At 36.3% G+C, this 23,107-nt stretch carries 21 protein-coding genes and 1 riboswitch; of the genes, 20 read left to right on the plus strand and 1 reads right to left on the minus strand.

All coding sequences use genetic code 11. The features are described 5' to 3' along the window. Positions 1 to 63 precede the first annotated feature (63 nt). Positions 64 to 375, plus strand: a complete 312-nt coding sequence (locus tag ACJJVP_RS09725) for a GIY-YIG nuclease family protein (RefSeq protein ID WP_405413189.1) — start codon at positions 64 to 66, stop codon at positions 373 to 375. A 151-nt stretch (positions 376 to 526) separates the two neighbouring features. Then, the gene (locus tag ACJJVP_RS09730; RefSeq protein ID WP_405413191.1) at positions 527 to 1,699 is read left to right on the plus strand and encodes a trans-sulfuration enzyme family protein; all 1,173 of its coding nucleotides are present in this window, start codon (positions 527 to 529) and stop codon (positions 1,697 to 1,699) included. Between the two features lie 58 nt (positions 1,700 to 1,757). Here the strand turns inward: ACJJVP_RS09730 and ACJJVP_RS09735 are convergent, their stop codons facing one another. Continuing rightward, positions 1,758 to 2,288 (minus strand): hypothetical protein, encoded by a 531-nt coding sequence (locus ACJJVP_RS09735; RefSeq protein ID WP_405413193.1) that lies wholly within the window; start codon positions 2,286 to 2,288, stop codon positions 1,758 to 1,760. Between the two features lie 92 nt (positions 2,289 to 2,380). Here ACJJVP_RS09735 and ACJJVP_RS09740 point away from each other — a divergent pair, with 92 nt between their 5' ends. From ACJJVP_RS09740 to ACJJVP_RS09825, 18 genes are all read left to right on the plus strand, one after another. After that, positions 2,381 to 2,791 carry an RrF2 family transcriptional regulator gene (locus ACJJVP_RS09740; RefSeq protein WP_405413195.1) on the plus strand — a complete coding sequence of 137 codons (411 nt, stop codon included), beginning with the start codon at positions 2,381 to 2,383 and terminating at the stop codon, positions 2,789 to 2,791. A gap of 200 nt (positions 2,792 to 2,991) precedes the next feature. Then, complete coding sequence (locus tag ACJJVP_RS09745) at positions 2,992 to 3,255, plus strand: DUF2061 domain-containing protein (protein ID WP_036156290.1); 264 nt, start codon at positions 2,992 to 2,994, stop codon at positions 3,253 to 3,255. A 14-nt stretch (positions 3,256 to 3,269) separates the two neighbouring features. Next, the gene (locus ACJJVP_RS09750) at positions 3,270 to 3,893 is read left to right on the plus strand and encodes a phosphoadenosine phosphosulfate reductase family protein (RefSeq protein WP_036156288.1); all 624 of its coding nucleotides are present in this window, start codon (positions 3,270 to 3,272) and stop codon (positions 3,891 to 3,893) included. Between the two features lie 48 nt (positions 3,894 to 3,941). Further along, the gene (gene cysD / locus ACJJVP_RS09755; RefSeq protein WP_051941873.1) at positions 3,942 to 4,892 is read left to right on the plus strand and encodes a sulfate adenylyltransferase subunit CysD; all 951 of its coding nucleotides are present in this window, start codon (positions 3,942 to 3,944) and stop codon (positions 4,890 to 4,892) included. 105 nt (positions 4,893 to 4,997) lie between these two features. After that, complete coding sequence (locus ACJJVP_RS09760) at positions 4,998 to 6,245, plus strand: sulfate adenylyltransferase subunit 1 (protein WP_036156285.1); 1,248 nt, start codon at positions 4,998 to 5,000, stop codon at positions 6,243 to 6,245. A gap of 147 nt (positions 6,246 to 6,392) precedes the next feature. Further along, positions 6,393 to 8,483: a HEPN domain-containing protein gene (locus ACJJVP_RS09765; protein ID WP_405413198.1), complete on the plus strand. Its 2,091-nt coding sequence runs from the start codon at positions 6,393 to 6,395 to the stop codon at positions 8,481 to 8,483. A gap of 5 nt (positions 8,484 to 8,488) precedes the next feature. After that, entirely contained in the window at positions 8,489 to 9,301 is an 813-nt protein-coding gene (gene cobA, locus ACJJVP_RS09770; RefSeq protein ID WP_405413200.1) for a uroporphyrinogen-III C-methyltransferase, read from the plus strand. Positions 9,302 to 9,388: 87 nt separating this feature from the next. Further along, on the plus strand, positions 9,389 to 10,450 hold the full coding sequence (locus tag ACJJVP_RS09775) for an NAD(P)/FAD-dependent oxidoreductase (RefSeq protein WP_405413202.1): 1,062 nt from the start codon (positions 9,389 to 9,391) through the stop codon (positions 10,448 to 10,450). A gap of 157 nt (positions 10,451 to 10,607) precedes the next feature. After that, positions 10,608 to 10,725, plus strand: a riboswitch (SAM riboswitch). 111 nt (positions 10,726 to 10,836) lie between these two features. Then, on the plus strand, positions 10,837 to 11,838 hold the full coding sequence (locus ACJJVP_RS09780; RefSeq protein WP_405413204.1) for a homocysteine S-methyltransferase family protein: 1,002 nt from the start codon (positions 10,837 to 10,839) through the stop codon (positions 11,836 to 11,838). A 24-nt stretch (positions 11,839 to 11,862) separates the two neighbouring features. Beyond that, the gene (locus tag ACJJVP_RS09785) at positions 11,863 to 12,219 is read left to right on the plus strand and encodes a four helix bundle protein (RefSeq protein WP_405413205.1); all 357 of its coding nucleotides are present in this window, start codon (positions 11,863 to 11,865) and stop codon (positions 12,217 to 12,219) included. Further along, positions 12,219 to 14,987, plus strand: coding sequence for a methionine synthase (metH, locus tag ACJJVP_RS09790; RefSeq protein WP_405413207.1), 2,769 nt, complete (start codon positions 12,219 to 12,221; stop codon positions 14,985 to 14,987). Before ACJJVP_RS09785 ends, metH begins: the two co-directional genes overlap by 1 nt. Positions 14,988 to 15,164: 177 nt before the next feature. Beyond that, complete coding sequence (metF, locus tag ACJJVP_RS09795; RefSeq protein WP_303600300.1) at positions 15,165 to 16,118, plus strand: methylenetetrahydrofolate reductase [NAD(P)H]; 954 nt, start codon at positions 15,165 to 15,167, stop codon at positions 16,116 to 16,118. A gap of 229 nt (positions 16,119 to 16,347) precedes the next feature. Next, positions 16,348 to 17,445, plus strand: coding sequence for an acyloxyacyl hydrolase (locus ACJJVP_RS09800; RefSeq protein ID WP_405413210.1), 1,098 nt, complete (start codon positions 16,348 to 16,350; stop codon positions 17,443 to 17,445). Positions 17,446 to 17,455: 10 nt separating this feature from the next. Then, positions 17,456 to 18,250 carry a head GIN domain-containing protein gene (locus tag ACJJVP_RS09805; protein ID WP_405413212.1) on the plus strand — a complete coding sequence of 265 codons (795 nt, stop codon included), beginning with the start codon at positions 17,456 to 17,458 and terminating at the stop codon, positions 18,248 to 18,250. Continuing rightward, positions 18,247 to 19,395 carry a serine hydrolase domain-containing protein gene (locus ACJJVP_RS09810; RefSeq protein WP_405413215.1) on the plus strand — a complete coding sequence of 383 codons (1,149 nt, stop codon included), beginning with the start codon at positions 18,247 to 18,249 and terminating at the stop codon, positions 19,393 to 19,395. The genes ACJJVP_RS09805 and ACJJVP_RS09810 overlap by 4 nt, the downstream gene beginning before the upstream one ends. Positions 19,396 to 19,468: 73 nt before the next feature. Continuing rightward, positions 19,469 to 20,788, plus strand: a complete 1,320-nt coding sequence (locus tag ACJJVP_RS09815; RefSeq protein ID WP_405413217.1) for a hypothetical protein — start codon at positions 19,469 to 19,471, stop codon at positions 20,786 to 20,788. A gap of 345 nt (positions 20,789 to 21,133) precedes the next feature. Further along, positions 21,134 to 21,961, plus strand: a complete 828-nt coding sequence (locus tag ACJJVP_RS09820; protein ID WP_405413219.1) for a prephenate dehydratase — start codon at positions 21,134 to 21,136, stop codon at positions 21,959 to 21,961. Next, on the plus strand, positions 21,958 to 23,103 hold the full coding sequence (locus ACJJVP_RS09825; protein ID WP_405413221.1) for a pyridoxal phosphate-dependent aminotransferase: 1,146 nt from the start codon (positions 21,958 to 21,960) through the stop codon (positions 23,101 to 23,103). Before ACJJVP_RS09820 ends, ACJJVP_RS09825 begins: the two co-directional genes overlap by 4 nt. Positions 23,104 to 23,107: the final 4 nt, after the last annotated feature.

Genomic DNA, 23,107 nt, shown 5'->3' on the forward strand with positions numbered 1-23,107 from the left:
TAAAAGTAAGAAATTTTAATGTTTGGTGGCTGAGCGTAGCTGAAGCCGATAAATGATAATTGTATGTCAGGGTTCATGTATATTTTGGAATGTTCAGACGAAAGTTATTATACAGGTAGTACAAAAGATTTAGATAAAAGATTATTAGAACACCAAGATGGTAAAGGGGCTAATCATACAAGAAAAAGATTACCTGTGAAATTGGTTTATGTAGAAGAGTATTTAAGAATTGATTCTGCATTTTACAGAGAGAAGCAAATACAAGGTTGGAGAAGAGAAAAGAAAGATGCATTAATAAATGGTGAATTAGCGAAGTTGCCTAGTTTAGCAGAATGTATAAACGATACACATTATAGATATTTTAAAGAAAAGTAAAATGTCAATTCGGCGGAGCTTAAAGGTCAGCATAAAAAAGGTAGTATGTTTAAGACAGGTGGCTGAGCGTAGCCGAAGCCAAATAAGTTGGATAAGAGTAAATAAGGTAAAGGTAAATGGCTGAGCGTAGCCGAAGCCAAAAAGTAAAGAAATGAAAAAGAACAATAATAAATTTGAAACGAACGCGATTCGTACGCAACTAAAAAGAAGTGAAAATTTGGAACATTCGGTACCGTTGTATTTGACTTCAAGTTTTGTATTTGAAGACGCAGAAGATATGCGTGCGTCGTTTGCAGAAGAGAAAGATCGTAATATATATTCAAGATACTCAAACCCCAATTCATCTGAGTTTATAGATAAGGTTTGCCAAATGGAAGGTGCAGAAAGCGGATTCGCATTTGCATCTGGTATGGCAGCAGTGTTTTCAACTTTGGCGGCGTTATTGGATAGTGGTGATCATGTACTTTCGGCAAGAAGCATATTTGGGTCAACACATTCATTGTTCACGAACTTCTTCCCAAAGTGGAATATTGAACATACCTATTTCAAGATAGATGCATTGGAAGAAATAGAAAGTTTGATCACTCCGAAAACAAAAATCATTTATGCAGAGACTCCTACGAATCCTGGTGTTGATGTATTAGATTTAGAGGAGTTGGGTAAGATTGCGAAAAAGAATAATTTAATACTTGTGATCGATAACTGTTTTGCATCGCCTTATTTACAGCAGCCCATAAAGTTTGGTGCAGATTTGGTCATTCATTCTGGCACAAAACTGATGGATGGTCAAGGTAGAGTATTAGCAGGTATTACAGTGGGTAGTGCAGAGTTGATGGATAAGGTATATCGTTTTTCAAGAATTACAGGTCCCGCTTTATCACCATTTAATGCATGGGTGTTGTCTAAAAGTTTAGAGACTTTGGCCATACGAGTAGATAGGCATTGTGAAAACGCATTGAAATTAGCGGAGTATCTAGAGGGGAACGATAAAGTGAATTGGGTGAAATATCCGTTCTTAAAATCGCATCCAAAATATGAGATAGCTAAAAAGCAAATGAAAGCAGGTGGTTGTGTAGTAGCTTTTGAAGTTAAAGGAGGATTAGATGCAGGTAGAGAGTTCTTTGACTCTATTAAACTGTTGTCCCTATCTGCCAATTTAGGAGATTCAAGAACTATAGTTACGCACCCGGCATCTACAACGCATAGTAAGTTGAGTGTAGAAGAACGTGCTGCAGTAGGTATCTCTGATGGCACAGTTCGTATTTCTGTAGGGTTAGAACATATAGATGATATTATCGCAGATATTGCTCAGGCATTAGGATAGTAGAAACAAAAAAAGCCCGGTATGTACCGGGCTTTTTTTATACGATAAATTAAAGTGTTTATTTACTTAAAGTCATATTGTAGGTCGCACTAATACTAGTTTCGAATCCTAAAAAATCTACAGTTTCATCTAACTCATATCGTAATGAGATTTGAGAATCTGTTAATTCTGTAATCGTAAAACCAATTTCTTCTTCGCCAGAGCCAAAATAAAGGATGCTTCCGTCCAATCTCCATTCATTACTTTCGAAAAAGTCTTCGCCGGTTTCTTCTTCTGTTGAGGTTTCACCCATAACAGTAGTGGTTGTCACCGTTGTATATGATCCTTCACTCGTTACTGTTTGTGGTTCTTCAGAAAAAATAACAACAGTATCAAAATCTTTACCAACAGCTGTAAACGTAGTGGGTATTGATGTTCCATCAAAATTAGTATCAGACCTGCCATCTCTTGTTTCAAGAGCGGTAAGGTTCCATGTACCGATAATTTGTGATTCACTTGCGCTGGAAACGCCAACGCTGTCGTCATCTGAACAAGATGTAAAAACTAATGCAAATACGCCAATAAGCGATAATAAGAATACTTTTTTCATAAGTAGGTAGAATTGATTTGGAAACTTATAACGTAAAAATGGTGTGCTCAAGTATTTTGCTGATATTTTTATTATTTGGCTATCTTAGCATTATGCTCTCGAAAAAGACAAAATATGGTTTAAAAGCGCTTGCCTACTTAGCGGCACAGCCAGATAAGAAACCAGTTCAAATATCAGAAATAGCCGAAAAGGAGAACATCTCCCAAAAATTCTTGGAGAGTATACTTCTTAGCTTAAGAAAAACAGGATTCTTAGGTTCAAAAAAAGGTAAAGGTGGCGGTTACTATTTGTTAAGAACACCTGAGGAAATTTCGATGACGGATGTTATGAGAGTTTTAGAAGGTCCAATTGCCATGGTGCCCTGCGTAAGTCTAAATTTTTATGAAACCTGTGATGATTGTCCTGAAGAAAACACTTGTTCCGTTCATAAACTAATGCTACAAGTGCGTGATAGTGCCTTAGATGTATACCGTAATAATACACTGAAAGACATCATCTCATAAAATCATATTTTTATTTCATTCTGCAATTCGCAATGCTTCAGTTTGTTGCGAAATATTAATTTTTCATGCTCTTTTGTTAATAATCTACTAAATCTATAGGGTAAATGAAATTTATCTGAGATTAGGGCGACTACATTGGAAAATAATACTATTTTTGAAAACTCTATTAAATTAGTAGGGTAATAAAAATTGAGTAAAAGATGATTGCAGATCAACTTATATTAAATAAAAAAGAAAACAAAACTACGTATCAAGATGATAAAACATCTGAAAAGCCAATTCGTAGTATAGCCAAGGCTTTTAGTTGGAGAGTGATAGGAACAGTAGATACGCTGATTATATCTTATATACTTACAGGTGAGTTTTCAGTAGCAGCATCAATAGCCTCTATAGATTTCGTGACAAAAATGATTTTGTATTTCTTTCACGAGCGTTTTTGGAATTTAGTAAAGTGGGGTAAATAATAAAGAATAGTATTATGGCATTGACAGAAGCACAAGTTCAGAAGTTGAACATTCAATTTAAAGGTATACCGCCAGAAGAAATTATTTCTTGGGCAGTAAAGCATGCAGAAACGCCTGTAGTTACAACAAACTTCAGACCCTATGAAGTTGCTATTTTACATGCGGTGTCAGGAGTAAAAAAAGATATTCCTGTAGTTTGGTGCGATACGGGTTATAACACTCCAAAAACATATAAGCATGCAGATGAAATAATCGGCAAGTTGAGTTTGAACGTAAAATTGTTTGTGCCAAAACAAACCACTGCACATAGAGATGCTGTAATGGGTATTCCACAAATTGATGACCCTAGACATGCCGAGTTTACTGAGCAAGTAAAGTTGGAGCCTTTTAAAAGGGCTATGGCAGAATTCAAGCCAGATGTGTGGTTCACGAATTTGAGAAAAGGGCAGACCGCACACCGCGACAGTTTAGATATTTTAAGTCTAAGCAAAGACGGAGTGTTGAAAGTGAGTCCGTTTTACCACTGGAACGATACACAATTAGATGCCTATTTAAGAAAATATAATCTTCCTAACGAGCATAACTATTTTGACCCAACCAAGGTGTTGGAGAACAGAGAATGCGGATTGCATAGTTAGTCTAAGGTCGTAGAAAAGAATAAGATAATTTATCTAAGAAAATATAGAATGAGTAATACAAGTACGGAATTGGAAGTAACACCTTCCCAAGAACTTTTAAAAGATACTGCCCATATAAATGCACTTGAGAATGAGGCAATTTATATCATTAGGGAGGTTGCCGCTCAGTTTGAGAAGCCGGTTCTTTTATTCTCAGGAGGAAAAGATTCTATTACACTGGTTCGTTTGGCGCAAAAAGCATTTTGGCCATCGAAAATTCCTTTCCCATTAATGCATATAGATACGGGTCATAACTTTCCTGAAACTATCGAATTTAGAGATAGATTGGTTAAGGAGTTAGGGTTAGAGTTAATTGTGCGTAATGTTCAAGATTCAATCGATCAAGGTAAGGTTAAAGAAGAGTCAGGTAGATACTCAAGTAGAAATAGCTTGCAGACGACGACATTATTAGATGCGATCGAAGAATTTAAGTTTGATGCTTGTATCGGTGGTGCGCGTAGAGATGAAGAAAAGGCTCGTGCTAAAGAACGTATTTTTTCTGTTCGTGATGATTTCGGACAGTGGGATGAGCGTAACCAACGCCCAGAGTTGTTCGATATGTTAAACGGACAAATAGAATTGGGTCAGAACGTAAGGGTTTTTCCAATATCTAACTGGACAGAATTAGACGTTTGGTCTTATATTAAAGAAGAGCAAATTGAAATTCCGTCAATCTATTTCGCACATAAGCGTAAGACTTTTTTAAGAGATGGTATGATATGGTCTGCAGAAGACGGTATTGTATTTAGAGAAGAAGATGAGGTTGTAGAAGAAAGATTGGTTCGTTTCCGTACAGTAGGCGATATGTCTTGTACAGCAGCCGTACTTTCAGATGCGGAATCTATAGATAAGGTAGTAGAGGAAATTAGAGATTCATCTATTTCAGAGCGTGGTGCGCGTATAGACGATAAACGTTCAGAAGCAGCGATGGAGAAAAGAAAACAACAAGGATATTTTTAGAATTTTCTTTAGAAAATTCAGCCTTTAGCTTTAAGCTATCGGCTATTAGCCTTAATTAATAATTTAATAGCCAGAAGCTAAAAGCTAAGGGCTAACAGCATAAGAATGGAAGTACTAAAAATAGCAACGGCAGGTAGTGTAGATGATGGTAAAAGTACCTTGATAGGGAGAATGCTTTACGATACAAAATCTTTGACCAGCGATAAGTTAGAAGCAATAGAAAAGACTAGTAAGCAAAAGGGATACGATTATTTAGATTTCTCTTTGGCTACAGATGGTTTGGTAGCAGAACGCGAACAGGGTATTACTATAGATGTTGCCCATATCTATTTCTCTACAGCAAAGAAAAGTTACATTATTGCAGATACTCCCGGTCACGTAGAATATACCCGTAATATGGTTACAGGTGCTTCTACCTCACAAGCAGCGATTATATTGATCGATGCACGTAAGGGTGTTATCGAACAAACGAACAGACACTTTTTTATCAATAACTTATTACGTATTAAAGATGTTGTAGTGGCTATTAATAAAATGGATTTGGTAGATTATTCTGAGGAAACTTACAATGCTATCAAAGCTGATTTTGAAGAGTTGATGGCGAAAAGAGATTACCAAGATCAGAAGATAACCTTCATTCCGGTAAGTGCATTGAAAGGTGATAATGTAGTAAATAAAACAGATAAGACACCTTGGTATACTGGTCCTACTTTGTTAGAGCATTTTGAGGCTTTAGATAGAAAAGATATTTTTAATGCAGGTACACCTCGTTTCCCGGTACAATATGTTATTCGTCCGAAGACAGATGAGCATCATGATTTTAGAGGGTTTGCCGGTAAGGTTTATGGAGGAGAGTTGAGTGTAGGTGATGAAGTGGTAGCGCTTCCTTCGCAAACGCGTTCTAAAATAAAAGAAATCTATTTTCATGACAAGAAGTATAACACTGCTTCTAGACGTTCATCGGTAACTATTACTTTAGAAGATGAAATTAACTTGAGTCGTGGAGATATGTTAGTGAAAGCTGGAGATTTGCCAACGGTTGATAAGCAATTTACAGCTACAATCTCTTGGATGGATTCGTTGCCGTTAGCCGCAGGAAACAAATATGTTGTTCAACATGGTGTCAATAAAGTATTGGCGAAAGTGGAACAGGTACATCATAAAATTGCGCCTGATTATTCGGGTATCGATACAGAAACAGATTCATTAGGTATGAATGATATTGCCCAGGTAAGTTTTCGTTTAAATAAGCCAATTTTTTACGATCAATTTAAAGATCATAGAACTAACGGGTCGTTCATCTTAATAGATACAAAATCTAATAGTACCGTAGGGGCTGGTTTTATACAGTAAAAGCCTCTTAGGGGAATTCAAACTAGACATCATATTTTAATTAGTATAGTAAGTCTATAGGAATAGTAAAGTGATAAATTAATAATAACGCTTGTTTAACCCGAGTAAGTGTTCCTCCCTTTTGGGGAGGTTAGGAGGGGCCACAATATGCAGAGTTTTAGAACAGAAATAGAGAATCAAGTAGTTGCGAATGATATTTTAGAATTGGAACGCAAGATTCATGAGTTCCATGGCGGCAAATTAGATGAAGAGAAATTTAGAAGCCTTCGTTTAGCTCGTGGTGTATATGGTCAGCGTCAAGAAGGCGTTCAAATGATCCGTATAAAATTGCCATATGGTAAGGTGACTTCTCAGCAATTGCTACGTATTTGCGATGTGTCCGATGAATATTCTACGGGTAGATTACATATTACAACGCGTCAAGATATTCAGATTCACTATGTAGATTTGAACAGAACTCCAGAGTTATGGTCAGAACTTGAGAAAGACGATATTACGTTGAGAGAAGCTTGTGGTAACACCGTACGGAATGTAACGGCAAGTGAAACGGCTGGTGTTGATGTAGATGAGCCTTTTGATGTTTCGCCATATGCACATGCATTATTTCAGTATTTCCTTAGAAACCCTATAAGTCAAGAAATGGGACGTAAGTTCAAAGTTTCTTTCTCGGCAAGTGATGCTGATACAGGATTATCATACATGCACGATTTAGGTTTTATCGCCAAAATTGAAAATGGAGAAGTCGGTTTTAAAGTGATGTTAGGTGGCGGATTAGGTTCTCAGCCAAGACATGCGGACGAATTATATAGTTTCTTACCTGCAGATCAAATCATTCCGTTAATGGAAACGGTAATACGTGTTTTTGATCGCTACGGTGAGCGTAAGAGTAGAGCAAAGGCAAGAATGAAATTTTTGTTGAAAGATTTAGGCTTGGATGGATTCAAAGAATTGTTGGCTGCAGAAAAAACAGCAGTCCCTTTTGATACTTTTCCTATTGATCCAGAAGACTATCCAAAAACCAAAGTTTCAGATTTAAAAGTCCCTGCAGTTGAAATAGCAGATTCAAAGGAATTTGAAAAGTGGAAAGTAACGAATGTTGTTCCTCAGAAACAACCTGGTTATGTAGCTTTGGGTATCAAAGTTTTGTTAGGTGATTTCTATACCGATAAGGCACGTTTATTAGCCAACTTGGTGCAGAAATATGCAGCAGGTGAATTAAGGTTGTCATTACGTCAAAACATTTTGATTCCCTTTGTAAAAGAAGAGAATGTTGAATTTTTCTATACGGAATTAAAGAAATTAGGTTTTGCAGAAGCAGGTTATAACAAAGCATTAGATATAACAGCTTGCCCAGGTACAGATACTTGTAATTTAGGTATTGCAAGTAGTACTGGTATTGCAGAAGAATTAGAAAGAGTTATAAAAACAGAATATCCTGATTATATCAATAACGAAGATGTTGTAATAAAAATCAGTGGTTGTATGAACGCATGTGGACAGCACAATATGGCAAATATTGGTTTTCAGGGAATGTCCGTTCGTACAAAAGATAAATTAGTTGCACCGGCATTACAAGTATTGTTAGGTGGTAGTAATGATGGTAATGGACAAGGTCGTTTTGCGGATAAAGTAGTAAAAGTGCCAAGTAAAAGAGGTCCGGAAGCATTACGTTTGATCTTGAATGATTTTGATGCTAACGGTGGCGATTTGTCTTTCCCTGATTACTATGCTGAAAAAGGACAAATGTATTTCTACGATTTTCTTACGCCGCTTTCATCTACAGATGATTTAACACCAGAAGATTTTATTGACTGGGGAAATACGGAACGTTATGAAAAAGCAATTGGTGTAGGTGAATGTGCAGGTGTGGTAATCGACTTGATTGCAACGCTTCTTTTTGAAAGTGAAGAGAAAATTCAGAATGCACAAGATATGTTCGATGCTGAGAAGTGGTCTGCAAGTATCTATCATGCATACGCTTCTATGGTAAATTCGGCGAAAGCGATGTTGACATCAGAGAATACAAAGGTGAATACACATGCAAGTATCATTAAGGATTTTGATGAGAAATTTGTGGCAGACGGAAGAATACAAGTTGCAGGCGGATTTGAAAAAATGGTGCTTCAGTTAAATCAGAACGAACCAACAAAAGAATTTGCTACGACATATATTAAAGATGCTAAAGTATTTTTAGAAACTGTAGAGAAATTCAGACAACAAGAATTAGCAGAAGCATAAACGGCATGAGTTTAGAAAGCAATTTAACGAAGACTGAGCGTAGCCGAAGTCAAGGTCTTTTGACTGTTGTAGGTGCAGGTCCTGGTGATATCGAATTGATCACTTTAAAAGCGATCAAGACCTTAGAAAATGCCGATGTGGTTTTGTACGATGCTTTGGTAAACGAAGAGTTGCTAAAGTATGCAAAAAACGCAGAATTGATTTTTGTAGGTAAACGTAAAGGTTGCTATGCATATCAACAGGAGCAAATAAACGAGTTGATCATAAGCAGAGCAAAATCTGCGGGACATGTGGTACGATTAAAAGGAGGAGATCCATTCGTATTCGGTCGTGGTTCTGAAGAGATGGAATATGCAGCGTCACATGGTTTAGAGGTAGCAATGGTACCCGGTATTTCATCAAGTTTAAGTGTACCTGCATATCAAAATATACCCGTAACCAAAAGAGGTTCATCAGAAAGTTTTTGGGTAATTACAGGAACTACAAAAGAGCATAAACTATCAAGTGATGTTGCCTTAGCTGCAAAAAGTAGCGCTACCGTGGTCATATTAATGGGAATGTCAAAACTCCCGCAAATTGTAGAACTGTTTAAAGGAGAAGGCAAAGCAGATATGCCTATCGCCATTATTCAAAATGGGACCCGTAAGAATGAAAAACTAGGCATTGCAACTATTGAAACTATAGTTGAGGTTGTAGAAAAAGAAAAATTATCTAACCCTGCAATTATCATCATAGGTGAAGTGGTAAAACATAGAGAGGCATTAATTCAGGCGAAGAATCAGTATTCAAAGGAGAATGCTAAGTTGAGCGAAATATAAAAGTGCGAAGTATTAAGTACATAGTTGAAGTGAAATTAAAAGAAGTTGAAAAGTGATTTCTAATTACTTTTTACTAAACAAAAAATTATGATTAAAACAGATATGCTCATTATAGGAGCGGGACCAACCGGATTATTTACGGTGTTTGAAGCAGGATTATTAAAGTTAAAAACGCATTTAATAGATGCATTGCCGCAGCCAGGCGGACAGTGTTCGGAGATATATCCTAAGAAGCCTATCTACGATATTCCTGCATTTCCAGAAATTTTGGCAGGTACTTTGGTAGATAATTTAATGGAGCAGATCAAACCTTTTGAACCAGGGTTTACATTGGGTGAAAGAGCTGAAACCTTAGATAAGTTAGAAGATGGTTCTTTTATAGTAACTACAAATAAAGGAACTCAGCATAATGCGCCAGTTGTTGTTATAGCAGGCGGGTTAGGTTCTTTTGAACCAAGAAAACCACCTATCTCGAATATTGTAAATTTTGAAGATACCGGTGTTTCTTATATGATTAAAGATCCAGAAGTATATCGTGACAAAAAGGTAGTGATTGCCGGTGGTGGAGATTCAGCGTTAGATTGGGCTATTTTCTTAACCGATGTAGCATCAGAAGTAACTTTGGTGCATAGAAGAGATGAGTTTAGAGGAGCTTTGGATTCTGTTGAAAAAGCATCTGAACTGGCGAAGCTTGGAAAAATCAAATTGATTACTAAAGCTGAGGTAAAAGAATTGCACGGTAAAGATAATTTGGAAGCCGTAGTTATTAAGCATACCGATAAGGAAAAGGAAGATACTTATTTAGAGGTAGATAATTTCATTCCGTTATTCGGTCTGTCTCCAAAATTAGGTCCGATCGGTGATTGGGGTCTAGAGATTCAGAAGAATGCTATTAAAGTAAACAATGCAAAGGATTACCAAACAAATATACCGGGAGTTTACGCTATTGGTGATGTAAATACTTACGAGGGTAAATTGAAATTGATATTATCAGGTTTCCATGAAGCAGCGGTAATGTGTCAGTTTGCATACCAACAAATCAATCCGGGTAAGCGCTACGTAATGAAATATACGACCGTTGGTGGTGTTGAAGGATTCGATGGTTCTAAGAAAGAAGCCAAAAAAGAAGTAGTACAAAGTATTGCATAAAGTTATAATTTGGTCAGTAAAACCTCCAGATTCTTTATGATTCTGGAGGTTTTTTTATGACAAATTTCTAAAAATTCGTTGGGTAAAAAACCTGTTGAAGTTTTGGATTAGAGCATGCTGTGCCGTTACTTTGCAAATCGTTCATAAATAGATTGAAACGTTATCAAGAAAGGTGGAGGGACTAGACCCATTGAAACCTTGGCAACCCTTTCCTTTAAGGAAAAGAAGGTGCTACATTCTATCTTTATTCTGTGTACTTGTGCAGAAGATGTTATTCTATATGGCATTACAAAGACAGATAACTTAAGAAAAGGCATCTAGCCGAACTTTCCTTACTTGATTACGAATTACATTTTTATTGAACCAATAATATTTTACACCGTAAAATGAAGGATATAAAGGAAATATTAAAAGAGCGAATTCTCATATTAGATGGCGCCATGGGTACCATGCTACAGCGCTATAAGTTTACTGAGGAAGATTTTAGGGGAGAACGTTTTAAAGACTGGGAACACCCATTACAGGGTAATAATGATTTGTTGTCACTAACTCAGCCTGATGCAATTGCTGAGGTTCATCGTAAGTATTTCGCTGCGGGTGCCGATATCGTAGAGACCAATACATTTTCTGGAACTACGATAGCGATGGCGGATTATTACATGGAAGACTTGGTGTATGAGTTGAATTATGAATCTTCGCGTATCGCTAAAATGGTAGCAGATGAATTCACGGCTAAAGAACCGAATAAACCAAGATTTGTAGCCGGTAGTATCGGTCCTACGAACAAAACGGCAAGTATGTCTCCGGATGTAAATGACCCAGGGTATAGAGCAGTTTCTTTTGATGAGCTACGTATTGCATATAAACAACAAGTAGAAGCCTTGTTAGATGGTGGATCGGATATTTTATTGGTAGAAACTATTTTTGATACGTTAAATGCAAAAGCGGCATTGTTTGCTATTGAAGAAGTAAAAGAAGAGCGAAATGTCGATGTGCCTATCATGGTAAGCGGTACCATTACCGATGCGTCAGGTAGAACGTTATCTGGTCAAACGGCAGAAGCATTTCTTATATCCATTTCCCATATTCCTATTTTATCGGTCGGCTTCAATTGTGCATTAGGAGCTAATCAATTGGTGCCACATTTAGAGGTATTATCAACCAAAAGTGAGCATGCGGTTTCGGCACACCCCAATGCAGGACTACCAAATGCATTCGGAGAGTACGATGAGACTCCTGATCAAATGGCAGAACAAATTAAAGAATACGCAGAAAAAGGATTAGTAAATATAGTAGGTGGATGCTGCGGTACCACTCCGGAACATATTACGGCGATAGCAGAGGTAGTGGAAAATTTTGAACCTAGAAAGTTGACAGTTGTCGGTTGATGGTTGTCAGTAAATAGTAACTGAATGGAATATACAGAATTAGAAGTGTGGAAAGAATCTAGGATTTTGGCGAATTTGATATATAAAGTTTCTCAGCAGTTTTCTAAAGTTGAAATGTATGGGTTGACAAATCAGATACGTCGTTGTGCTGTTTCAGTTCCGTCAAATATAGCTGAAGGATGTGGAAGAAGAACAACAGCAGATACTATCCAGTTTTTACACATTTCTAGAGGTTCTCTATATGAATTAGAAACTCAGCTATTCATTGCTTTGGATCAAGAATATTTGATTAAAGAAGATTTTGAATCCATTGCGAAGCAAATTTTAAAATGTAAAAAACTCATTAATGGGTTTATCAATTACTATAAAAAGACCAAATAATGTCTGGAAGTATTTCAAAAAAACCATCAACTGACAACGGTCAACCGACAACTAAATACCTGAAGTTATCAGGTCTTGAACCCCTAATAGTCACCCCAGAAACGAATTTCATAAACGTTGGTGAACGGACAAACGTTGCTGGTTCAAAAAAGTTTCTACGTCTTGTAAAAGAAGAGAAATTTGAAGAGGCGTTGGCTGTTGCTAGAGAACAGGTAGAGAATGGAGCACAGGTTATTGATATTAACATGGATGACGGATTGATCGATGGTAAAGAAGCCATGGTCAAATTTTTGAATCTTGTTATTTCTGAGCCAGATATTTCTCGTGTACCTATAATGATAGATAGCTCTAAATGGGAAATCATTGAGGCGGGTCTGCAAGTAGTTCAGGGTAAATGTGTGGTTAATTCCATTAGTTTAAAAGAGGGTGAAGAACAGTTTATACATCATGCCAAGCTAATAAAAAGATATGGTGCCGCGGTAATCGTTATGGCGTTCGATGAGGTAGGTCAAGCAGATAATTATGACCGTAGAATTGAAATAGCAAAACGCTCTTATGACGTTTTGGTGAACAAAGTGAATTTTGCACCAGAAGATATTATTTTTGATTTAAATATATTTCCTGTGGCCACAGGTATGGATGAGCATAAACTGAATGCCATCGATTTTATAGAGGCTACGCGTTGGGTACGTGAAAACCTACCACATGCCAGTGTAAGTGGTGGGGTAAGTAATGTTTCTTTCTCCTTTAGGGGTAACAACCCTGTGCGTGAGGCAATGCACTCGGTTTTCTTATATCATGCGATAAAAGCAGGTATGAACATGGGTATTGTAAACCCAAGTATGTTAGAGGTATACGATGATATTCCTAAAGATTTATTGGAACGTGTTGAAGATGTTATCTTAAATAGAAGAGACGATGCAACCGAGCGATTGCTTGATTTTGCAGAATCGGTAGTTGGGAAAACTAAGGAAAGTAAGATAGATCTTTCATGGAGAGAAGATCCGTTACAAGATAGAATTACACGTGCCTTGGTAAAAGGTATTGACCAATATATTGTTGAAGATGTAGAGGAAGCAAGAGTTGCCGCAAGTAAGCCAATTGAGGTTATTGAAGGTAATTTAATGACCGGTATGAATGTGGTGGGTGATTTATTTGGAAGTGGAAAAATGTTCTTGCCACAAGTGGTTAAATCTGCCCGTGTAATGAAAAAAGCGGTAGCTTATTTATTGCCATATATTGAAGAAGAAAAGTTGTTGAATCCGCAGGTAGGTGATTCTGACAATGCAGGAAAAATATTAATGGCAACGGTAAAGGGCGATGTCCATGATATCGGCAAAAATATTGTGGGTGTTGTACTGGCATGTAACAATTATGAGATTGTTGATTTGGGAGTTATGGTGCCGCCAGAAAAAATAATTGCCGCAGCTATTGAACACAATGTAGATATTATAGGGCTTAGCGGATTGATTACACCTTCTTTGGATGAAATGGTGCATTTGGCAAAGGAAATGGAACGTAAAGACTTTAAGATTCCTTTGCTAATTGGTGGGGCAACAACCAGTAAGGCACATACTGCGGTAAAAATTGATCCACAATACAAAGAAGCTGTAGTTCATGTAAATGATGCCTCTAGAGCGGTTACTGTAGTGGGAGATTTACTGCAGAAAGAAACTTCTAATGGTTATAAGAAAAGCATTAAAGATGATTATGACGTTTTTCGTGAGAAGTTTTTAAATCGCTCATCAAGTAAAACGTATAAATCTATTTCTACGGCACGTAGAAATAAGTTTAAAATAGACTGGGAAACTTCAGAAATCGTAAAACCGAATAAGCTTGGTATACAGGTACTAGAAGATTTAGATTTGAACATTTTAGTGCCGTATATAGATTGGACTCCATTTTTTAGAAGTTGGGAACTGCATGGAAAATACCCGGCAATATTGACAGATGAGGTTGTTGGAGAACAAGCAACAGATTTATTCGCAGACGCTCAAGAGATGCTGAACAAGATAATTTCTGAGAAGAAATTAAAGGCAAAAGGTATTTTTGGACTCTTTCCTGCTAACTCCGTCAACGATGACGATATTTTAGTTGACACAAGCTCAAATCTAGATGAGAATACTGGGTCGCTGAGCGGAACCGAAGCGAAAGAGAGCTACACTTTTAGAACCTTACGCCAACAATTAGAGCGTAGAGAAGGTGTAGCAGATTATGCTCTGGCAGATTTTATAGCACCGAAAGAATCAGGGAAACAAGATTATATGGGTTGCTTCTGTGTGTCTACAGGTTTTGGTACTGCAGAATTAGCGGCGAAATATGAAGCGGATTTAGACGATTATAATTCCATTATGGTAAAAGCTCTTGCAGATAGGTTGGCAGAAGCTTTTGCAGAATATTTACATAAGGAAGTCCGGCTGAAACACTGGGGCTATGCTTCAAATGAGGAGTTGAGTAATGAAGATTTAATTAAGGAATCTTACAAGGGAATTCGTCCTGCACCAGGATATCCTGCTTGTCCTGATCACTTAGAGAAATTGACTATTTGGGATATTTTAAATGTGAAAGAGACTATTGGTGTTGAACTGACGGATAGTTTGGCTATGTGGCCAGCAGCATCTGTAAGTGGGTATTATTTTGGAAATCCGCAGGCACGTTATTTCGGATTAGGAAAAATAAAAGATGATCAGGTTAAAGATTTTGCCGAACGAAAAGGCATGCCATTAGAGGATGCCGAAAGATGGTTGGCACCGAATATAGTTGACTAGTGCGTTAGGGATTGAAGCGGCATCTTTTTCTATTTAAACTGATGTTCACCAAGATGAATGAATGAAATATAAATAGAAAAAATAGAGCTGAAAGCCCGCTCGAACGCCAAAATAATTAAATTATAACTAATAATGCCTCATTGAGGTCTGCTCACAAAAAGAGTAATAGTATAGCATATGAAAGTAACAGACCATATCATTAATGCAAACGGAAAGACACTTTTTTCATTTGAAATAGTGCCTCCGGTAAAGGGTAAAAATATTCAAGAATTGTATAATAATATTGACCCATTAATGGAATTTAAACCTCCGTTTATTGATGTGACCACATCTCGTGAAGAAACTATCTATATTAAGAAAGAAGGACTTTTAGATAAGAAAACTACACGTATGAGACCAGGTACAGTGGGTATTTGTGCTTCTATACAGCATAAGTATGATGTTGATACGGTACCTCATGTTATTTGTGGAGGTTTTACTAAAGAAGAAACCGAGTACATGTTGGTAGATTGTCATTATTTAGGCATACAGAATGTAATGGCTTTACGTGGTGATGCCCGTAGCGAACAAAAGTATTTTGAACCTACGGATGGCGGACACCCTTTTGCGATTGACTTGGTAAAACAAATTCAAGAGTTGAATTGTGGTAAGTATTTGCATGAAACCATAGAAAGCGAACACTGCAGTGATTTTTGTATAGGTGTGGCGGGTTATCCGGAAAAGCACTTGGAATCACCTTCATTACAATCAGATTTAAAACGATTGAAAGAGAAAGTAGATGCAGGTGCCGATTATGTAGTAACACAAATGTTCTTCGATAATAAAAAGTATTTTGAGTTTGTAGAAGCTGCAAAAAGTATGGGTATTACCGTACCTATTATTCCGGGTATAAAACCAATTGCAGTTAAAAGACATATGCAATTATTACCACAGGTATTTAGAATTGATATGCCACAAGATTTAATAGAAGCGGTAGATGGTTGTGCAACCAATAGAGATGTGCGTAAAGTAGGTATTGAATGGGCAATTCAGCAATCTAAAGAGCTGAAAGCTGCTGGTGTGCCTGTGTTGCATTACTACTCTATGGGGAAATCTGATAATATTAAGGCGATAGCGGAGGCACTGTTTTAGTTTCCGTGAAGCTAGTTTGTAAGTTCTAGTGTTTTAATATCGTAGAGTAACGGAGATGTAAAAATGTATCGAGAACTTTTAGAACATGGGAGCTTCTCAATAAAAATTTATTCGTACCTCATAAATTCACTCGAAGTGACATTGTTACTTTTGTAAATACATAATTTGTAGGAAAGAACTTTGTATTTTGTACATGGTACTTGGTACTTAGTACTTATTTTTGCCTTCAATGAATTTTAAGTTTCTATCCATTTTACTGATTTCAGTAAGTTGTTGTTTCGCACAAGAATCTGGTGAGCAAAAAAAGTATACCCTTGATGCTAGTCAGTTTTACGGGTCTATAATTTTACATAATCCAGATATTTCACATTTAATCACATCTCACCCTGCGGGCGTAATTTTGAGTTACAATAGAAAAACCTATGGCTTAAATGCATGGGAAGAGTTATATAACTATCCTGATTTTGGATATTCTTTCATATATCAGAATTCTAATAATAGTACATTAGGTGATAATTACGGACTTTACGCTCATTACAATTTTTATCTTTTTAAGCGTAATGTGCAGCTTCGCGTTGGGCAAGGGGTCTCTTATGCTACTAACCCTTATGATAAAGTAACAAATTTTAGAAATAACGCATACGGATCAGATGTATTAAGTTCTACGTATTTAATGTTCAATTATCATAAAGAGAATATTATAAAAGGGCTAGGATTCAAAGCCGGTATCTCTTTAATACATTATTCAAATGCTAATTTTAGGGCTCCGAATACTTCTACCAATACCTTGGCTTTCAATGCCGGTGTGGTATACGATTTAGATGGAGGCAAAGAAATAGAATATATACATCGCGAAAAAGAAAAAATAACAGAGCCTTTGCGTTATAATTTTGCTTTAAGAACAGGTGTAAATGAAAGTGATGTTATTGATTCTGGACAGTATGGTTTTGTTGTACTCTCTGCCTATGCGGATAAAAGAGTGGGAAGAAAAAGTGCGCTACAATTTGGAGTAGATGCCTATTTCTCTAATTTTTTAAAGGAGTTGATTCGCTATCAAAGTATTGCTTTTCCTGAAAACGGGGTGAATACAGATGATGATTATAAAAGGGTAGGGGTCTTTGCAGGTCATGAGTTGTTCATTAATAAAGTGTCCATGATTTCTCAGTTCGGTTATTATGTTTATTACCCGTTTGATTTTGAAGGACGTACATATTTACGTGTAGGGCTAAAACGTTATTTTGGAGAAAAGATATTTGGGGCAGTTACCTTAAAATCTCACGGAGCAAAAGCAGAAGCAGTAGAATTCGGGATAGGAATACGATTATAAGATGATAAAAATGATAAATAATTCACTTAGTTGTCTGGTCAAGCGCAGTCGAGACCTTATAGTCTTGATGGTAATTTTGGTTTCCCTATTTGTTTCTTGCGATTCTGAAAATGCTTCAGATTGTTTTCAAAGTACTGGTGAGATTACGAGACAAGAAGTTTCTGTTTCCGAGTTCTCTTCCATAGCGGTTTTTGAGAATGTAGCTTTGGTTATTAAACAAGGGAATACACAAAAAGTGGAGATTGAAACCGGTGAAAATTTACGTAATGAAGTAGCTGCAGTTGTGGAGGATGAACAATTGTTATTGACTGATGCAAATGACTGTAATTATGTACGTGATTATGGTACCACGGTAGTTTATGTGACCACTCCAAATTTAACCAGTATTCGTAGTAGTACCGGTTTTCCTGTTCAAAGTGACGGAGTGCTGGCTTTTGAAAGTTTAAGCTTGCTGTCAGAAAGTTTTACAGATCCAGAAGCAGAAACTACAGATGGGGAATTCAATTTAGAATTAGACGTTACTAGTTTAAGTATGACAAGCAACGGAATATCATATTTCAAGTTAAAGGGCAGCGCAGAAAGCTTTAATATAAGTATTGCAGCAGGTGATTCTAGGGTAGAGGCAGAAGAACTAATAGCCCAGCGGGTAAATTTTAACCATAGAGGTTCAAATGATATTTTAGTAAATCCGCAAGAAAGTTTAACCGGTGTTTTAAGAGGTACGGGAGACTTACAGAGTTATAACCGACCGGCAACAGTGGATGTTGAAGAATTGTATAACGGACGCTTGATCTTTGTGGAATGAATCCTATACTCAAATATCTGAAAAACGTGTTTGCTGCTAAACGTATTTTGGCGGATGATACTGAGTTAACAGGATTGGTAAAAGTAGATTATTTACTTCAACAATTAATAATAGAAGATAAAGTACCCGGAATTGCAATTACTGTTTTAAAAGAGGGGAAGTCAGTTTTTCAAAAAGGGTATGGGTATGCCAATATTGACGAGAAACAGTATATAGACCCTATAAAATCTATTTTTAGAATTGCTAGTGTCTCAAAGCCTATTGCAGCAACAGCTTTGGCACATATGGTACAAGAAGGATTTATTGATTTAGATGAGTCTTACTATACTTACCTTCCAGATTACCCTAAGAAAGAATGGGATTTTACTATTCGCCAATTAGCTAGTCATATTGCAGGTATACGTGTTTATAAAGGGAAGGAATATGGTTTGAACGAACCATTATCCATCAAACAGGGTCTTAAGATATTTAAAGATGATCCTTTGGTATACAAACCAGGTACCGAATATTTATATAATAGTTTTGACTGGGCAATGATTTCTGCGGCAATGCAAGAAGCAAGCGGAATTCCGTTTGAGGAATATGTGCAAGTGAAGGTGCTGAATCCGCTAGGGATGAATTCTACTTATTGCCCCCAATGTTATTATGAGTCGGACTCACAGAGCAATAGTAAAAATCTTGATGCTCTTGGGGTAAATGATATTTTCGCATTAAAAGAACAAAACCGTGTTACTACATTTTACACAAAGAGCATTTCAGGATTTAAAAAGGCGATACCTGTAGATAATTTTTACAAATTAGCTGGCGGTGGTTATTTATCTACGTCAGAGGATATCGCAAAATTCGGACAAGCATTTTTAGATACTAAAGTTAATATCGAAGAAGGAGTTTTAAATCAATTTTTAACTGCACAACAAGTTGATGGGAATTCTACATATTACGGTTTAGGCTGGCAGGTTAGTGAAGATGCCAAAGGAAGAAAGTTTTTTGGGCATGTTGGTAACGGAGTAGGAGGGTATGCTAATTTCTTTGTCTACCCTAAAGAGCAGCTTGTTTTTTCGATTCTCATTAATTGTACCGACCCAAAAATTCAAGAAGAGCTAGATGCTGTTATTGATAGTATTTTAAAAGAGAGTAACGCTTAGTGGTCTAATTATTTTTTAAGTTTTAAAGAAAGGGTATATTAGTCTTACCAACCATTAAGATTTTACGCACAGAATGAGCTTATCACCAGAAACCACTCCCGTTTTAGAGAATAAGAAAAACATAAAATGGCTTCAACGACTTAAAGAAGAAAGTTGGGAAGCAGAATTGCTAGTCTCTGCGATAGCCATTTTTGGTACGTTTCAGTTATTTGGTTTGATTGAATGGGCTACAAATAAGTATATAAATCTATTGCCTGTTGAACAATATTTTTACGGATATATGATTGTTTTTTTAGGCTTGCTGGCTATTAGTATTCTGGTATCGATGTTTGTTATCCACTTTATTTTACGAGCTTATTGGATTGGTTTGGTAGGCTTGAACTCGGTCTTTCCTGATTATAGTGTTGAAGATAGTGTATACTCTAAAATTTATACAGAAAAGATTTTATCGATACTGCCAAAGCAGGAAGATACTATCCAAAAGGTAGATGAATTATGTAGTGTAATATTTTCTTCGGCGTTTACTATACTATTGATTTACTCCTACATGTCTTTGTTTTTAAGTATTTATATGCTGATTTATAATTTGTTATTAGATTATGTTCCAAGTTACATACTGTTAATACCTTTATTTATAATTTCAGGTCTTCTTGTGCTACAAATGATTTTTAATGTCATTGGGAATTTAAAAAAGTATAAGTCGAATGTATGGGTACAAACTTGGATGTTTAAATTGGTTAAGTTAACATCAATGGTAACCTATGGTCCTCTATACCGTAATTTACTTCAAGTAACTATGGTGTTTGGGTCCAACTTCAAAAAGAAAAAATCGTTAGTATATCTAGTATTATTATTCTTTGCATCAGGTATGTTTTTGTCTTTGATAAAAATTCAAGACACAAATATTCCTCATTTGATTTTTCCAAAAGATTATGATGTTAATTTGATGTACTTAAGTTATTACAGTGACCAAAACCCAGATGAATCGTTTTTGTTGACTCCACAAATACAGTCCGATATTATTGAAGGTGAAACAGTCAAATTATTTATTCCCGTATTTCATCATGAGCGTAATTACCAAGATACTACATGTGGAGAATATGAGGAAGATGATAGTTGCTCAAATCAAGAAGAAAGAACAAAATCGAGAAAGTTTTATCTTGATTGCTATAATAAATACCATAAGGTTACTTTAAACGGTCAACTACTGAATGTTGGTTTTCTAAAGAAGGACCATGCAGTGTCTGATCAATTTGGTATAGTAGGTTTTATAGATAAAGAGTTCTTGCAGAAAGGTGAGAATACATTGATAGTTACTAAAACATTGGGCGATGTAAAAGAGTTTACGTGGACTATTCCTTTTTATTATCAGCCCAATACCGTTTCTAACTGATTTATGGTATCGTGGAGCTAATTCATGATTAATTCAATTTTTAACACAAAACCTTCATTTTTTGAGATAGAAATAGAATTTTTAAAAAAAATAAAACGGAAAACAACCATTTTTAAATATAATTACTACATTAGCCAAAGTTTACAAGCACAATGACAAAACAATATTTCTGGAACGGTTTTTATTTTTACTTCTTTTTTAAGAGAGGTACGGGACTGTTGTAGTATATTTTAAAAATAAAATAGAATCTAAGTTCCGATATGCATCGGAACTTTTTTTTTGTTCAAAAATTGAGATAACCCTGAACGTAGTAGAAGGGTTTTACAGTAAGTTGAAATGTGAATTATGAGTTTAAAAATAGCCATACAGGGAATTAAAGGAAGCAACCATCATCAGGTAGCTAAAGATTGTTTTGGTGATGATATCGATTTGGTAGAATGCCTTTCTTTTGATGCTTTAGTAGACAAGTTATTGTCTAATGAAGCGGATCAAGGTGTTATGGCTATAGAGAATTCAATAGCAGGATCTATAATTCCTAATTATGCATTGGTCAATCATAATAACCTACATATTATTGGCGAGTATTATTTGAATATTCATCATAATTTAATGGTGTTACAAGGGCAGAAAATAGAAGATATAACAGAGGTTAGTTCTCACCCTATGGCTTTGTTGCAGTGTAAAGAATATTTTAGGCAATATCCGCATATAAAATTGGTGGAAGATGTAGATACTGCCGAGACTGCACAAAGAATTCAAGAGCAAGAATTAAAGCATGTTGCTGCGATAGCACCAAACGTTGCGGCAGAATTATATGGGTTGGACATCGTAGCGAGCGACATACAGACTATTAAAAATAATGCTACTCGTTTTATCATTGTAAAGACAAAAAACAATGCGTTGCCAGAGGTTGAAATTACCAAGGCTTCGGTAAGGTTTATTACCGACCATAAAAGGGGAAGTTTAGCCGCTGTGCTTAATGTTATGAGCGATTGCCGATTGAACTTGACAAAAATACAGTCGTTACCAGTGATAGAAACACCATGGAAATATGCATTTTTTGTGGATGTCACTTTTACCGATTATGCAGATTTTACAAAGGCTAAAAGTCTATTGGACATCATGGCAGAGGACTTTAAAGTTTTGGGTGAATATAAAAATGTAAGACAATGATACGTACCGCTGAAAGGTTAAATACCATACAGGAATACTACTTCTCAAAAAAGTTGAGAGAGGTACGCGGTTTAATGGCGCAGGGTAAACCTATAATAAATATGGGTATTGGTAGTCCAGATTTAGCTCCGTCTAAAGAAGTATTGAATGTAATACAGGATGCGGTATTAGAAAATGGTGCACATCAATATCAAAGTTATCAAGGGTTACCTCAGTTAAGAAGTGCAATTGCTGATTTTTATAAGAAGAGGTTTAATGTTGACGCCAATCCTGAGTCTGAGATTTTACCATTAATGGGGTCAAAAGAGGGTATAATGCATATTAGCCTTTCTTTTTTGAACGAAGGTGATGAGGTTTTAATTCCTAATCCGGGATATCCAACGTACACTTCTGTGACTAATTTGGTAGGCGCAGTACCTAAATATTATGATTTAACTGAAGAAACTGGCTGGTTTCCAGATTTAGATGCATTGTTAAAACAAGATTTGTCTAAGGTAAAGATCATGTGGTTGAGTTACCCGCATATGCCTACCGGTGCTACGGCAACAAAAGAACAGTTTGTGAAAATAGTGGACTTTGCGAAGCAGCATGATATACTGTTAGTAAACGACAATCCGTATAGCTTTATCTTAAATGATGAACCTGCGAGTATTTTGAGTATACCGAATGCTAAAGAGGTATGTTTAGAATTGAATTCATTGAGCAAAACATTTAACATGGCCGGTTGGCGTGTGGGTTTTGTATTGGGTAGCGAAGATCATATCAATGCTATTTTAAAGGTGAAGAGTAATATGGACTCTGGTATGTTCTACGGAATTCAGAAAGGTGCCATAGCAGCATTGGAAAGCAGTGATGATTGGTTTACTGATTTGAACACGGTATACAATGAAAGAAGAGAATTGATTTATCAATTGGTAGACAAATTGGGTTGTACATATGATAGAAATGCCGTTGGCTTGTTCGTTTGGGCAAAATTGCCGGAAGGTAGTACAACATCAGAAGAATTTATAGATAATGTATTGTATACCAAAGACCTGTTTATTACCCCAGGTACCATATTTGGTAGTAATGGTGAAGGCTATATTCGCTTTTCACTTTGTATTTCAGAAGATAAAATAAAAGAAGCAATCGCAAGATTTTAGTGTG

It is taken from the genome of Maribacter sp. Asnod1-A12 (genome assembly GCF_045063735.1).
In the GTDB taxonomy this organism is placed as follows: domain Bacteria; phylum Bacteroidota; class Bacteroidia; order Flavobacteriales; family Flavobacteriaceae; genus Maribacter.

What these genes read in the sequence shown, in the direction of transcription:
- ACJJVP_RS09725 (WP_405413189.1), top strand. Translation starts at nt 64, where the DNA reads ATGTCAGGGTTCATGTATATTTTGGAATGTTCAGACGAAAGTTATTAT.
- ACJJVP_RS09730 (WP_405413191.1), top strand. Translation starts at nt 527, where the DNA reads ATGAAAAAGAACAATAATAAATTTGAAACGAACGCGATTCGTACGCAA.
- ACJJVP_RS09735 (WP_405413193.1), bottom strand. Translation starts at nt 2,288, where the DNA reads ATGAAAAAAGTATTCTTATTATCGCTTATTGGCGTATTTGCATTAGTT.
- ACJJVP_RS09740 (WP_405413195.1), top strand. Translation starts at nt 2,381, where the DNA reads ATGCTCTCGAAAAAGACAAAATATGGTTTAAAAGCGCTTGCCTACTTA.
- ACJJVP_RS09745 (WP_036156290.1), top strand. Translation starts at nt 2,992, where the DNA reads ATGATTGCAGATCAACTTATATTAAATAAAAAAGAAAACAAAACTACG.
- ACJJVP_RS09750 (WP_036156288.1), top strand. Translation starts at nt 3,270, where the DNA reads ATGGCATTGACAGAAGCACAAGTTCAGAAGTTGAACATTCAATTTAAA.
- cysD (WP_051941873.1), top strand. Translation starts at nt 3,942, where the DNA reads ATGAGTAATACAAGTACGGAATTGGAAGTAACACCTTCCCAAGAACTT.
- ACJJVP_RS09760 (WP_036156285.1), top strand. Translation starts at nt 4,998, where the DNA reads ATGGAAGTACTAAAAATAGCAACGGCAGGTAGTGTAGATGATGGTAAA.
- ACJJVP_RS09765 (WP_405413198.1), top strand. Translation starts at nt 6,393, where the DNA reads ATGCAGAGTTTTAGAACAGAAATAGAGAATCAAGTAGTTGCGAATGAT.
- cobA (WP_405413200.1), top strand. Translation starts at nt 8,489, where the DNA reads ATGAGTTTAGAAAGCAATTTAACGAAGACTGAGCGTAGCCGAAGTCAA.
- ACJJVP_RS09775 (WP_405413202.1), top strand. Translation starts at nt 9,389, where the DNA reads ATGATTAAAACAGATATGCTCATTATAGGAGCGGGACCAACCGGATTA.
- ACJJVP_RS09780 (WP_405413204.1), top strand. Translation starts at nt 10,837, where the DNA reads ATGAAGGATATAAAGGAAATATTAAAAGAGCGAATTCTCATATTAGAT.
- ACJJVP_RS09785 (WP_405413205.1), top strand. Translation starts at nt 11,863, where the DNA reads ATGGAATATACAGAATTAGAAGTGTGGAAAGAATCTAGGATTTTGGCG.
- metH (WP_405413207.1), top strand. Translation starts at nt 12,219, where the DNA reads ATGTCTGGAAGTATTTCAAAAAAACCATCAACTGACAACGGTCAACCG.
- metF (WP_303600300.1), top strand. Translation starts at nt 15,165, where the DNA reads ATGAAAGTAACAGACCATATCATTAATGCAAACGGAAAGACACTTTTT.
- ACJJVP_RS09800 (WP_405413210.1), top strand. Translation starts at nt 16,348, where the DNA reads ATGAATTTTAAGTTTCTATCCATTTTACTGATTTCAGTAAGTTGTTGT.
- ACJJVP_RS09805 (WP_405413212.1), top strand. Translation starts at nt 17,456, where the DNA reads ATGATAAATAATTCACTTAGTTGTCTGGTCAAGCGCAGTCGAGACCTT.
- ACJJVP_RS09810 (WP_405413215.1), top strand. Translation starts at nt 18,247, where the DNA reads ATGAATCCTATACTCAAATATCTGAAAAACGTGTTTGCTGCTAAACGT.
- ACJJVP_RS09815 (WP_405413217.1), top strand. Translation starts at nt 19,469, where the DNA reads ATGAGCTTATCACCAGAAACCACTCCCGTTTTAGAGAATAAGAAAAAC.
- ACJJVP_RS09820 (WP_405413219.1), top strand. Translation starts at nt 21,134, where the DNA reads ATGAGTTTAAAAATAGCCATACAGGGAATTAAAGGAAGCAACCATCAT.
- ACJJVP_RS09825 (WP_405413221.1), top strand. Translation starts at nt 21,958, where the DNA reads ATGATACGTACCGCTGAAAGGTTAAATACCATACAGGAATACTACTTC.